The following is a 13,012-nucleotide window of genomic DNA, read 5'->3' on the forward strand; positions in this document are numbered from 1 at the left end:
GACATAAATGTAGAAATTGATGAAGGAGAAGTTGTTTGTGTGATTGGACCCAGTGGTTCAGGAAAATCAACTTTTTTAAGAAGTCTAAATGGACTGGAAGAAATTACTTCCGGAACTGTAATTGTGAATGGAAAAGATATTACAGACAAAAAAGTAAATATTAATAAGGTAAGGGAAAACGTTGGTATGGTCTTTCAGCATTTCAATTTATTTCCACATAAAACGGTTATTGAAAATATCATGATGGCTCCCGTTTTATTGAAAAAATGAATAAAGAACAGGCCAGACAAAAGGCAATGGAATTATTGAATCGTGTTGGATTATCAGAAAAAGCAGATGTTTATCCAGCTATGTTATCTGGTGGTCAGAAACAACGTTTGCTTCTGCTGTTTCAGAAAAATATGGTTTTGAATTAACAGTTGTAGAACAGACTACAATAATGTATGAAATGGTAAAAAATGGTGAAGTTGATGGATGTTTTGAAGATATTCCTGTTGTAGGATATAAAATTGCCAGTGGACAAGTAGACTTTAAAATCATTCATGAAGATCCAAGTGGACAATATGGGTTTGCGGTATTAAAAGGAGAAAACCAGGAATTATTAGAAGCCTTTAATAAAGGATTAGCGGAATTAAAATCGAATGGTGGCTATGACGAAATCGTAAATAAATATATCAAAAAGTAAATGATTGTACGTCTTTGTGAAAAGAAAGATTTAGAACAGGTAATCCATATTTATGATTTAATTCATGAACAGGAAGAAAAAGGAAAAATGACAATTGGCTGGATTCGACAAATCTATCCCACAAAATATACAGCTATAGATTCCTATTTTCAAAAAGAATTATTTGTTTAGAAGACAACAATACAATTGTGGCAAGGGTACGGATCAATTAGAGACAAGATCCTTCTTATAGAAAAGCACACTGGATTTATACTACAAAGAATGAAACTTATGCCAGAAAACATAATTGTTTCTATTTAAGGATGGATACAAATGAGATAAATCAGGTGGTTTGAGATATGTATAAAAAATGGATTTTTAGAATCTGATATTATTTCCTGTGGCTTTAATGGAATTTCAAATACTCACTTAGTATGTTTAAAGAAAAACTGGATGAAATAGGATCATCCAGTTTTTATGGTTTATAAGTAAGAGTCTGTTCAAATAAAATGGAATATGTATCATAATTGCTGACTACAAATGGCATATCTATATATTCTATTGTATCGATTTCATTGTCCTGTAAATCCTGTTTATACCAGGATACTTCACTGTATGCTTTTTTGCCTGATGGAATATCGATAGCCCAGAATGGATTCACCATAATTCCATTTACAGAAGCATTATCTATATGATAAATGAGGTTTTGATCTGTTTTATTTTCCAGATACAGAAATAAACTATATCCATAAGTTCTATCGTCTTCAACATGATCCACAATTACAGAAATCTGTTCATTATTTAATAAAACAACATCGCTTTCTTCTGATTTCCGTTCAAATTCTTTTACCTGATTTTCTCCATAAGGATAGAGTGTAAATTCCTGTTTTATATAAGGTTCCAGATTCCAGTTTTCACTATCAGATACAATAAGAGTAAATGTAATATAAGAAATTGTATCAATTCCATCTTCTTTCAAAGAATAAAAAGAAATTGTATCGTTTGCCTTATTTCCACTTGTGACCTCTCTTGCCCAGAAAGGATTTTCCATCAACCCATTAATGGATACATGATCAAGTGAATACATTAAAGTTGAATCCGTTTTATTTTCCATAGAAACTTTTAAGTCACCATTTTCAGATATAGATTGAACAATAAAATTACCATAATCATTATCGTATAAAGTTTCGGATTCGAAAGTGATTTCTGATTTTGGTTTCTTACTGACTTTTGTTTCTGTTTCAGCATCTGTATTATTTCCACAGCCAAACATTCCAAATGATAACAAAAAAATAGTAAACAATTTAATGATTTTTTTCATACCTTTAGTCTCCTTTTTCTTAATCATATGAATAAAATTGACAGTATTTATGTCAGAAACTAAATCAAAGTATTTATTCATTTCTGACAGTTATAATGACAATATAAATGAAATACTATAAAAAAAGGAGAATTTAGTATGAAAATTTGGAAATTAGTATCAGGAATCTTATCAATTATTCTTAGTTTATTTGTGGTTTTTCAATCGATGTTTGCAGGAATGGCCAATGCATTAGATGGAAATGGTGAAATAAGTGGAACAGCTGGATTGTTTGTAGCTGTGTTTATGTTAGCGGCTGGTATTGTTTCAATAGTTGTCAGAAACTCAGAGAAAAAGGGTGGAGATAGAGCATTGATCGTGTTATTTTTGTTGGCGGCTGTATTAGGCTATACTCTATCAGGAAGTTTCACAGATTTAAAGATCTGGGCAACGTGGTGTTTGATTTGTGGAATTTTATCTTTTATCTCCATGAGAAAGAAAAGCTAATGGTTTTATAAAAATGTTGTATATATAATCGGTAAAGATCAGCTGCACAATCATGTACGGGTTAACAGCTGATTTTATATTTATTACAATACAAACAGATGAATTTTCAGTAATTAGGAATAATGTTATTAATGAATGAAAAGAGGGAAATCATGAACAATTTAGATAAAAAGAATGTCGAAGAACTCATTAAAGTTTCAGATTATTTATTGTATGATACAATAACAGATTTGTCTGATAAAAAGACAATTAGTCTTCCTATTTCAGAATTAGCTTCTTTGGGAGCGGCTGCTTCTTCATTAGAATCAAAAATTAGAACAGTAACGGAAACCACTAATATAGATACAAAGGGATTTTATCGTTTATATAATCAGGAAAAAGGAGACACATTAAAGAAATGTAAAGATGGTTCATACTGGGGTGCTTTTAATACTACAGATGGAAAATCTAAATTCGCAAAGCTGGTTGAGGCAGAACCAATTCAACAGACAAAAACCATAGTGATGCCTATTGATCCTGCAATAATGATGATGGCTGTTGCTGTTGCTTCAATCGAACATCAATTGAAGCATATTGTTGAAATGGAACATCAAATTTTATCTTTTTTAGAAAATGATAAGCAATCAGAAATAGAAACGGATGTAGAAACATTGATTTCCATTTTATCTAAATATAAATACAATTGGGATGACAATACTTTTATCAAGTCAAATCTTAATATAGTGAATGATATCTTAAAAGATTCAAGAAAAAATATAAATTTTTATTTGAAAGTATTAAACGACATTTTAGATAAAAAACAACTGATTGTTCCAAATGTAAAAGTAAACACAGCGTATGAAGAAATAAAAAATAGTTTTTTATACTATAGATTATCGTTATATTCTTTTTCACTGGCTTCATTGTTAGAAATTGTTCTAAATGGAAGCTATAAAGAAGAATATATTTTGGAAGTCAAAAGAGAAATTGAACAGAAATCGAATAAATATCGTGAAATGTTTAATGAATGCTCTTGTTATTTAGAAAATATGTGTAAATCTTCATTGAAATCAAATGTATTAAAAGGAATTGGTAATGCAACGAAGATGACAGGTAAGATCATTGGTAACATTCCAGTAGTTAAAGATGGAAAGGTGGACGAATTCTTAATATCGAATGGAAATAAGGTCAAAAAGTCTTCTCACAATGTAGAGAATAAAATACTGAAGAGCTTCTCGAAATTTAATAATCCAGGTACTTTAGTATTTACAGAACAAATGAATGAATTAAATCAGATTTATAATCATACAACAAATATCTGTTTTAATTCGGAAAAAATATTTTTAGTAAGTGATCAAGGATTAAATTAATATTTTTTCTTTATTTGAATTTATTTCATATCGTGATGTTTCTTATTTTCTATTAGAAAAAACAATATAATTTAAAAATTAAAAAACGCAACAGATTTTTATAGTGTTGCGTTTTTTGATAATTTTGTAAGATGAATGCTTTCTTTTATTAAGAATAGTAATGAAATAATGAAGGCGACTCCATCACTGATTGGGGCTGAATACATAATTCCTTCTAAGCCAAATTTATATCCAAGTAATAGCAGCAATGGAATTAAGAAAATAACTTGTCGAGTGAGTGAAAGAATCATTCCTTTTACTGGTTTTCCAATGGAAGAGAAGAAACCAGAAGAAATAATCTGAAATCCATTTACTAAACATAAAGACAAAAATATCTTCATAAATTTTGTCGCAAACTCAAAATATAATCCATCCTGAGTACCGAAAATAGATAGTACAGAAGAAGTCTGGAACATAAATAGATACCATCCGATTAAAGATATGATCAGATTGATACCTAATGATAGAATTAATATGTTTCTTACTCGATCGTATTTTTTTGCTCCATAATTAAATCCGGCAATAGGCTGCATTCCTTGTGAAATACCAATAATAAAAGCTAATAGAATACTGTTTACTTTCATCACTATACCACAGGCTGCTAGAGGTATATCCGATCCATATGCACTGAATTGACCATAATAAGTTAACGAATTATTTAAAACAATTTGTACTAAAAGAATGGCCAGCTGATTGATTCCAGCAGACATACCAATTGCACATACATTTAATGTAACAGGTAAAGATAAGTGAATATCTTGTTTTGTTAAAGTTATATTTTTAAAATGAAATAAATAGCGTATCGCAACAAAGGATGAAATGATCTGTCCAATAATGGTTGCCCAGGCTGCTCCAGCTACACCCATATGAAATATGAATATAAAAATTGGATCCAGTATTGTATTGATAATGGCTCCTATAACCATGCACATCATTGAATATTTTGGGGAACCATCTGCACGAATTAAATTTGAACACACATTACAGGCCATTAAAAAAGGGACTCCAAATGTGGTGATTCTTGTATAGACCATGGCATAAGACATTACATTTTCAGTAGCGCCAAAAGCAACTAAAAGTTTTGGTAAAAAAGCCTGTACTAAAACAAAATAAAGAATTGAAGCTAGAATTGTTAAATAGATCGCATTTCCAGCAACTTCCCTTGCTTTATCCATCTTTTTGGCACCAATATTCAAAGAAAAACGGGAAGCCGTTCCAATTCCAATCATTAAACATATCGCAAGACAGATTGTTGTTAAAGGAAAGGCAACATTAGTAGCTGCATTTCCAAGATATCCCACTCCTTTTCCAATAAATATCTGGTCAACGATATTGTATAAAGAACTGACAACCATTGAAATAATTGAAGGTATCGCAAATTTTGCTAATAATTTTGATTCTTTTTCGTATCCTAATATATTTTCTTTCATAAATACTTATTATATAGAATTATTTGTTTTTTTCATAGTGGGCAATAAAGTTTTTGTCTCCTATTGAATAAGGATAAATACAATCTTGTTTCGTTCCACTAATATCAAACCAGCCTATAAATTTATATCCTTTTTTACGAGCAGGTTTTAAAGTTATTAAAGAATCAAAATATGTGTACGATTTAGGATTGGTACGAGATGCAATACCGCCATTGGCATCATATGTGATTTTGTAATGAACAACTTTCCAGTTTGCATATAAAATACAGGATTTATGTATAACCTGATCAAAACTGAATTTATTTTGACAATTTGGATCCCAATACCAATTTTCAAATTCATAGCCAATTTTCATTGGAGGACGAAAAGATTCTAAATAACCATATTCATTTACTTTTCGATCTTCAATCATTCCTCCACCACGAGTTTCAAATTTAACTGTATACAGTGAATGATAGTGTGCAACCAGTTGAATGGGTTCGTATACTTGAGCGGGAATTGAATTTACTATTTTTCCATTTAATGTCCAGCAGGTAAAGCACATTCCTTCTTTATAAGCTGGATAAAGAGGAAGAACGCCTGATTCAATGTTGACTGTTTTTGGATTGTTTTCGGAGTTGATTCCTCCATCTAGATCATAAGTGATATCATATTCAATTAAAGACCATTTATCATAAAGCGTAAGTTCATGTGGTAATATTCCACCTGGATTTAATCTCTTTGTAAATTCAGGGTCAATATACCATCCATCGAATGTATATCCTTTTCTTTCTTGCATTTTTTTCATCCTATCCTTGAAAATAAAAAATAATTTGTTATAATACTTGTGTTGTCCTGGTAGCTCAGCTGGATAGAGCATGCGCCTTCTAAGCGCACGGTCAGGGGTTCGAATCCCTTCCAGGACGCCACTATAAGAATTAAGCCTTCGTAAAGAAGGCTTTTTTTTACCTTGTACGAGTTAATTATAGCAATTTTACGCATTTTTTCAATGATTCTGGCGTATATGAATACTGCCATTGCGCCACTATTGCGCCATTGGTGGCGCAATGAACAGTTTTTTTAGCTGATTTTAGCCTATTTATTGAATGTTTATCGATGATATTTTGTTTCTACTGTGGGTATAATTTGTATTGGTTATTTTTTTTAAAGAATAGAGTAATATATCATTTATAAGAATTTTTCTAATAAGATATATTTATAATAAAATAAGATTGTCTATAATTGATTATTGATTTTTGATATGTTAAAATATCATGTACGCTAGGAGGCTAAAGTGAATTCGTATTATCAATCTTTAATACATGAAATAGAACAATTAATGGATGAATCAAAATGGTCTTTAGCGTATGATTTAATTCATCAGGAATTATCTATGCCGTATGTTCCTATGGATATTATGGAGATATTACAGAATAAAGAAATAGAATGTAAAAGTTATCTTCAGGTTAGTTTACCTAAGGTAGATGAAGATAAGATTCTAAAATGGATCCATGGTACACCGGTTCAGCAGGAAAAAGCAGTCAGTGAGTTATGCACAATGAATTTAAGAGCTCATGAATATGAAGTTCAGGAAGCGTTAAATGCTTTAATTCCTAATGAATTTAAAGGAGAATTAATTGAAGCCTTAATGGAACAGAAAATTGATACTCCCTACAAAATATTAAAAAACGGATTAGAGATTACTTTTATTCCAAGTAGTATCTTAACAATGAAAGAAGATCCAACATTGATTCAAACAAAAAAGATCTTCTATGAATTGTTATCCAATGACAATCCCGCTTTTTATCAGTTCTGCTTACGCTTATTAGAACAAGAAGTGTTGGAAATGCGTCCCTTTGATTTTGTTGATATTGAACCTGAATCATTGGCAAAATCAATCATTCGTTTAGTAATGGACGCTTTTGGACAATCCGAAGAATTTCTGGCTTTTATGAAAATAAAAGATCTTGAGGAAGTTGATGAGCTTCCATTGTTGATTGAAAGACGAGGAGAAAATGATGCAAAGTAGTTGGACATTAAAAGAAAATTCAACTGGGGAATTAATTGTAACAGTTGATGGAGATGCTTGGAAAAAAGCACAGAAAAAAGCATTTAACACAGTTAAGAATCAGATGTCATTCAAAGGATTCCGTAAAGGTCAGGTTCCTGATGCTTTGATTCGTAAACAGGTTGGTAAAAAATATTTATTCTCATTAGCAGCAGAAGAAGTTGCGAACGATGCTTTAACATTTGGAATTGAAGAACAGAAAATTGAACTGGTAGATCGTCCATTATTAGATATTAAAGAAACAACAGAAGAAGCTGTTGTATTAAGTTTTGAATGTACTGTATCTCCAGAAGTAACATTAGGTGAGTATAAAGGATTAGATATTCATAAAGATGAAGTCGTTGTTACTGATGAAGATGTAGAAAATGAAGTAAAAGCGGTTCAGGATCGCTATGCAGACTGGGTATTAAAAGAAGAAGGACAGACTGCTCAACAGGGAGATCAGGTAGTAATCGATTTTGTTGGAACATTGGATGGAGTACCATTTGAAGGTGGTCAAGGAAATGAATATCCTTTGGAACTGGGTTCAAATACATTTATTCCAGGATTTGAAGAACAATTGGTTGGAGTTAAATCCGAAGATGTAAAAGATGTAGTGGTTACTTTCCCGGAAGATTATCAGGAAGCTAGTTTAGCTGGAAAAGAAGCTGTATTTAAAGTTACTGTTCATGATATCAAAGCGAAAGAATTACCAGAAGTTAATGATGAATTGATTCAGAAATTGAAATTAGAAGGTATTGAAACAGTTGATCAGTTTAAAGATTCTAAACGTGAAGAATTAAAAACACGTAAAGAAAATCAGGCGAATTCAAAATTTGAAGATGAATTAATGGCGCAGGTTACTGAAAATGCAACAGTGGATATTCCAGCTGTTATGATTGAACATGAAGTTGATTCTATGTATCGTAACTTTACAAATCAGATGCAGGGTTCTGGATTTACAGCTGAACAATTCTTACAGGCTACAAACCAGACAGAAGAAGGATTGAAACAGACATTTGTTCCTGAAGCACAGAAAAAAGTGTTGAATTCACTGGTATTGGATGCCATTGTTAAAGCTGAAAATATTGAAGTTAGTGATGAAGAAGCAGAAACTGAATACAATTCTATGTCTGAACAGTATGGTATGCCAGTTGAACAGATTAAATCAATTGTTTCAGTTGAAAACATTAAAGCTGATCTGGCAACTCGTAAAGCATTAGACTTGATTAAAGCTTCTGTAAAGTAATAAAATAGATAAGTAAAAAAAAGACGCATCGCGTCTTTTTTAGAAGAAAGGAAGGAATATTTATGCCTATGCAATATCCCTTAATTTGTACAAGAGGTGTTATCGTATTTCCAGGACAGGAAATTGTAATTGATGTAGGAAGAGAAGCCTCTTTAAAAGCAGTGGAAAATGCACAAGATAATTATGAGTCAAAAGTGTGTCTTTTTTCACAAAAAGATATGAAAGTTGAAAATCCAAATATTAACGATATATATGGAATGGGAACGTTATGTGAAATTCGTCATGTACGTCGTTTTGATAAATTTCTTCGTATCAAGTTTAGAGGAATTGATCGTGTTGAATTGAACTCCTGGACGAAGGGTTCCTTATCGGATCTTGCGGATATTTCAATTAAGAAAAGCATTTTTCAGGATGAATTAGAAGAAGTGGCTTTAATTCGTATGATAGCACAATCTTTTGAAAATATGACACATATTGAAAAATTATTTCCAAAAGAATTGATGATTGAATTATCAAAGGGGATGGGTCCGGATGTACTTACGGATAAAGCCATTCAGGCATTTCCTTTAACATTGGATCGTAAGCAGCAATACTTGGAAACATTAGGAATTAATGATCGTCTTGAAATGCTTTTACAGGATATTGAAAAAGAAAAGAAAATGACTGAGGTTGAACAGAAAATTAACGAAACGGTTAAAGAAAGAATTGACCAAAGTCAGAAAGATTATTATTTACGTGAAAAAATGCATGCCATCAAAGAAGAATTAGGAGATATTGTGCAGCAGGATAAGGATATTGAAAATATCCGTAAACGCCTGGAAGAAAATCCATATCCAGATTATATAAAGGCAAAAGTAAAAGATGAATTGTCTCGTTATGAGATGCTTCCTATGGCCAGTGGAGAAACAGGAATTATTAAAACTTATATTGACTGGTTAATGGATCTGCCTTGGTGGCAGGAAACTAAAGACAATGAAGATTTAAATCTGGCTCAATCCATTTTAGATGAAGATCATTATGGCCTTGAAAAAGTAAAAGAGAGAATTATGGAATATCTGGGTGTAAAACAGATGACAAATTCTTTAAAAGCACCAATACTTTGTCTGGTAGGTCCTCCAGGTGTTGGGAAAACTTCTTTAGCTAAAAGTGTAGCCAGAGCCTTAAATCGTAAGTTTGTGAAGATGTCTTTGGGTGGTGTTCGTGATGAAGCGGAAATTCGAGGTCATAGAAGAACCTATTTAGGGGCTTTACCAGGAAGAATCATTCAGGGTATGAAAAAAGCACAAGTGGTAAATCCTGTATTTTTAATTGATGAATTGGATAAAATGGCAAGTGATTATAAAGGGGATCCAAGTTCAGCCATGCTGGAAGTATTAGATCCTGAACAGAACTCACTGTTCTCCGATCATTATATTGAAGAAAGCTATGATTTATCAAAAGTATTATTTATTGCTACGGCAAACTACTTAGAAAACATACCTCCTGCTTTACAGGATCGTCTGGAAATCATTCAGCTGTCCTCTTATACAGAAGTGGAAAAAGTTCATATTGCCAGAGAACATTTACTTCCAAAGCAACTTAAAGAAAATGGTTTAAAACCTTCTCAGCTAAAAGTAAGTGACGAGATTTTATTGCATCTGATTCGCTATTATACTCGTGAAGCAGGTGTTCGTCAGCTGGAAAGAACCATTGGTACAATCTGTAGAAAAACCGTTTTGGCAATCTTAAAAGATGGTAAAAAATCCATTACTTTAACTAAAAAACTTGTAAAAGAATGGTTGGGTAATGAAAAAGTAGATTATGGTAAAAAAGAAAAGAAAGACCAGGTGGGAACGGTTACTGGTTTAGCTTATACAAGTTTTGGTGGAGACATTCTTCAGATTGAAGCACAGAAATTTGAAGGAAAAGGACAATTGATTTTAACAGGTCAATTGGGAGATGTTATGAAGGAAAGTGCCAGCATTGCTCTGGACTATATAAAAGCACATGCGAAAGAATTTGGTATCGATCCAAAATGTTTTGAAAAAACAGATATTCATATTCATGTGCCAGAAGGGGCTGTTCCTAAAGATGGACCAAGTGCGGGTGTCACTATGACAACGGCTCTGGTATCTTGCTTAAATGGAAAACCTGTAAAAGCCAATCTGGCAATGACTGGAGAAGTCACTTTACGTGGAAATGTACTTCCAATTGGTGGATTAAAAGAAAAATCTTTAGCGGCTCATCGTTCTGGAATAGAAACCATTTTAATTCCAAAAGATAACACAAAAGATCTGGATGACATTCCTCAGGAAGTAAAAGATGCGATTACATTTATTCCTGTAAGCAATTGTAAACAGGTATTACAGAATGCATTGGTGAATTAATATGAATTCAACTTTTGTAACTTCTGCTTTAAATGCAAGCCAATGGCCAGACACTGATTTACCAGAAATTGTAGTGGTTGGTCGAAGCAACGTTGGAAAATCCAGTTTTATAAATGCTTTATGCAATCGTAAAAAGTTAGCATATGTAGGAAACACACCTGGTAAAACAAGAATGATCAATTTCTTTAATATTGATGACAAATGGATGCTGGTGGACGTTCCTGGATATGGATATGCAAAAATGTCAAAAAGTTTATTGATTCAAATGGGAAATATGATGGAAGAATATTTTTCATCCCGTCATCAGCTAAAAGCGGTGATTTCTTTAGTGGACGCCAGACATGAAGCAAAAAGGGATGATATTGATATGATTTCTTCTTTAAAAGAAAAAAACATTCCTATTATTGTGGTTGCCACAAAAGTAGATAAAATTCCTAAAACAAAAAGAATCAAAGCTTTAAAAACAATCAGTCAGTCACTACAGATTCCTTTAAGAAATATATATGGAGTCAGTTCCACTGAAAAAACGGGTTTTGAAGATGTTACTCAAAAAATATATGAAGTCCTAGGTTTCTAGGACTTTTTTTGTGATAAACTAGTAATAAAGGAGAAACATCATGAAAAAATATGCTTTTGGAGTCGATATAGGAGGAACAACGGTTAAAATCGGCTTTTTTGAAACAAATGGAAATTTATTAGAAACCTGGGAAATTCCAACACGATTAGAAGATAATGGAGGGCACATTTTAGAAGATATAAAATGCGCTATTGAAGGAAAATGTAAAGAAAATCAATTGGAAGTTTCGGATTTAGAAGGAATTGGTATGGGAATACCTGGTCCTGTTGGACAAGATGGAACAGTTTATACTTGTATTAATTTAGGTTGGCCAACTTTTAATGTTGTTAAAGAAATGGAATCCATTATGGGATGTAAAGTAAGAGTGGGGAATGATGCCAATGTTGCGGCCTTAGGAGAAATGTGGCAAGGTGGAGGAAAAGGACATCATAGCATTGTTATGGTTACACTGGGAACTGGTGTTGGTGGAGGAGTTATCATCAACGACCAGATTGTATGTGGATTCAATGGAGCAGCTGGAGAAATTGGTCACATTCTGACAAAGCTGGACGAAACAGAATGTTGTGCCTGCGGAAATAAAGGCTGTTTAGAACAGTATGCCAGTGCCAATGGACTGGTTAAATTAACAAAAAAATATTTAAAAGAAAATAATAGTGATTCTCTTTTAAGAAATATGGATTCTTTTACAACAAAAGACATTTGTAGTGCAGCAAAAGATGGAGATGAAGTCGCAAATCTTATGATTGATACGATTGCGGAAATGCTTGGAAGAGGATGTGCTTTGATTGGTGTGGTTGTAAATCCGGAAGCCTTTATTATTGGAGGCGGATTGTCCAATGCAGGAAGTCAGATTATTGATCCAATTCAAAAATACTTTAAAAAGTACGCTTTCTATGCAATGAAAGAAACAAGTTTCAAAAAGGCAACCTTAGGAAATTTAGCCGGAATTTATGGAGCGGTAAAATTAATTCTTGAATAAAAAAATCGTAGAAAAATCTACGATTTTTTTATTATAGTGTACTTCCAAAATCACAAACAATTGTCTGACCGGTAATGGATCTGGATTCATCGCTAGCTAAGAACAATAATACATTGGCAACATCTTCAGGCATACAAGGCTGTACTTTTAAGTCTGCATGTTTAGCCATCTGCATCATCATATCACGATCTAAAGTAGATGGATCGGTTTGTTTGACCATAGGTGTGACAATGGTACTAGGACAAATGACGTTGCATCGAATTTGAGTACCCGCAAAACGTAGAGCAGTATGTTTTGTGGCTCCAATTACAGCGGCTTTACTGGAAACATAAGCAGCTCCTCCACAACCGAATTTTCCAGCTGGCTTTGTCAAGCAAACTGTGTAAGTAGTTTTTAAAATTTCTTGACAGTCTAGAAACAAATGATTTCAGAATGCCTGATTTCTAAGGCTAGTGTTTAACAGAATATGTCATCGACAAAAGGGACAAGGACGCGAAGCGCTCGTTTTAATCCTTGCCCTTTTAAG

At 32.6% G+C, this 13,012-nt stretch carries 15 protein-coding genes and 1 tRNA gene; 12 read left to right on the top strand and 4 right to left on the bottom strand.

The features are described from left to right. Positions 1-39 precede the first annotated feature (39 nt). The 4 genes from FYJ50_RS10795 to FYJ50_RS09135 are packed head-to-tail and all read left to right on the top strand — an operon-like array spanning position 40 to position 856. Positions 40-270, top strand: a complete 231-nt coding sequence (locus tag FYJ50_RS10795; RefSeq protein WP_338083013.1) for an ATP-binding cassette domain-containing protein — start codon at positions 40-42, stop codon at positions 268-270. Further along, complete coding sequence (locus tag FYJ50_RS10800; protein WP_277352322.1) at positions 267-416, top strand: hypothetical protein; 150 nt, start codon at positions 267-269, stop codon at positions 414-416. The genes FYJ50_RS10795 and FYJ50_RS10800 overlap by 4 nt, the downstream gene beginning before the upstream one ends. 23 nt (positions 417-439) lie before the next feature. Further along, positions 440-685, top strand: a complete 246-nt coding sequence (locus tag FYJ50_RS09130) for a transporter substrate-binding domain-containing protein (protein WP_154461246.1) — start codon at positions 440-442, stop codon at positions 683-685. Continuing rightward, positions 686-856: a hypothetical protein gene (locus FYJ50_RS09135; RefSeq protein WP_154461248.1), complete on the top strand. Its 171-nt coding sequence runs from the start codon at positions 686-688 to the stop codon at positions 854-856. Between the two features lie 283 nt (positions 857-1,139). Here FYJ50_RS09135 and FYJ50_RS09140 read toward each other — a convergent pair whose 3' ends face one another. After that, positions 1,140-1,985 (bottom strand): hypothetical protein, encoded by an 846-nt coding sequence (locus FYJ50_RS09140; RefSeq protein WP_154461250.1) that lies wholly within the window; start codon positions 1,983-1,985, stop codon positions 1,140-1,142. A 138-nt stretch (positions 1,986-2,123) separates the two neighbouring features. Here FYJ50_RS09140 and FYJ50_RS09145 point away from each other — a divergent pair, with 138 nt between their 5' ends. After that, positions 2,124-2,471, top strand: a complete 348-nt coding sequence (locus FYJ50_RS09145) for a hypothetical protein (protein WP_154461252.1) — start codon at positions 2,124-2,126, stop codon at positions 2,469-2,471. Positions 2,472-2,623: 152 nt separating this feature from the next. Then, positions 2,624-3,820 (top strand): hypothetical protein, encoded by a 1,197-nt coding sequence (locus FYJ50_RS09150; RefSeq protein WP_154461254.1) that lies wholly within the window; start codon positions 2,624-2,626, stop codon positions 3,818-3,820. Between the two features lie 98 nt (positions 3,821-3,918). Here FYJ50_RS09150 and FYJ50_RS09155 read toward each other — a convergent pair whose 3' ends face one another. Both FYJ50_RS09155 and FYJ50_RS09160 read right to left on the bottom strand, forming a co-directional pair. Beyond that, positions 3,919-5,289 carry an MATE family efflux transporter gene (locus tag FYJ50_RS09155; protein ID WP_154461256.1) on the bottom strand — a complete coding sequence of 457 codons (1,371 nt, stop codon included), beginning with the start codon at positions 5,287-5,289 and terminating at the stop codon, positions 3,919-3,921. A gap of 19 nt (positions 5,290-5,308) precedes the next feature. After that, complete coding sequence (locus tag FYJ50_RS09160) at positions 5,309-6,067, bottom strand: InlB B-repeat-containing protein (RefSeq protein ID WP_205946504.1); 759 nt, start codon at positions 6,065-6,067, stop codon at positions 5,309-5,311. 53 nt (positions 6,068-6,120) lie between these two features. On the opposite strand from FYJ50_RS09160, the gene FYJ50_RS09165 reads away from it, so the two are divergent. The 6 genes from FYJ50_RS09165 (at position 6,121) to FYJ50_RS09190 (ending at position 12,486) form a co-directional block, all read left to right on the top strand. Continuing rightward, positions 6,121-6,197, top strand: a tRNA-Arg gene (locus tag FYJ50_RS09165). Between the two features lie 365 nt (positions 6,198-6,562). Continuing rightward, complete coding sequence (locus tag FYJ50_RS09170; RefSeq protein ID WP_154461260.1) at positions 6,563-7,297, top strand: DUF3196 family protein; 735 nt, start codon at positions 6,563-6,565, stop codon at positions 7,295-7,297. Further along, entirely contained in the window at positions 7,284-8,564 is a 1,281-nt protein-coding gene (tig, locus tag FYJ50_RS09175; protein WP_235900964.1) for a trigger factor, read from the top strand. Before FYJ50_RS09170 ends, tig begins: the two co-directional genes overlap by 14 nt. Before the next feature lie 62 nt (positions 8,565-8,626). Further along, positions 8,627-10,930, top strand: a complete 2,304-nt coding sequence (gene lon, locus FYJ50_RS09180) for an endopeptidase La (protein WP_154461262.1) — start codon at positions 8,627-8,629, stop codon at positions 10,928-10,930. Position 10,931: 1 nt separating this feature from the next. Next, entirely contained in the window at positions 10,932-11,507 is a 576-nt protein-coding gene (gene yihA / locus FYJ50_RS09185; RefSeq protein ID WP_154461264.1) for a ribosome biogenesis GTP-binding protein YihA/YsxC, read from the top strand. 40 nt (positions 11,508-11,547) lie between these two features. Next, positions 11,548-12,486 (top strand): ROK family glucokinase, encoded by a 939-nt coding sequence (locus FYJ50_RS09190; RefSeq protein WP_154461266.1) that lies wholly within the window; start codon positions 11,548-11,550, stop codon positions 12,484-12,486. A gap of 31 nt (positions 12,487-12,517) precedes the next feature. Here FYJ50_RS09190 and FYJ50_RS09195 read toward each other — a convergent pair whose 3' ends face one another. Beyond that, entirely contained in the window at positions 12,518-12,859 is a 342-nt protein-coding gene (locus FYJ50_RS09195; protein WP_235900966.1) for an SDR family NAD(P)-dependent oxidoreductase, read from the bottom strand. Between the last annotated feature and the right edge of the window lie 153 nt (positions 12,860-13,012).

This window comes from Floccifex porci, from assembly GCF_009696175.1.
GTDB lineage: Bacteria > Bacillota_I > Bacilli_A > Erysipelotrichales > Erysipelotrichaceae > Floccifex > Floccifex porci.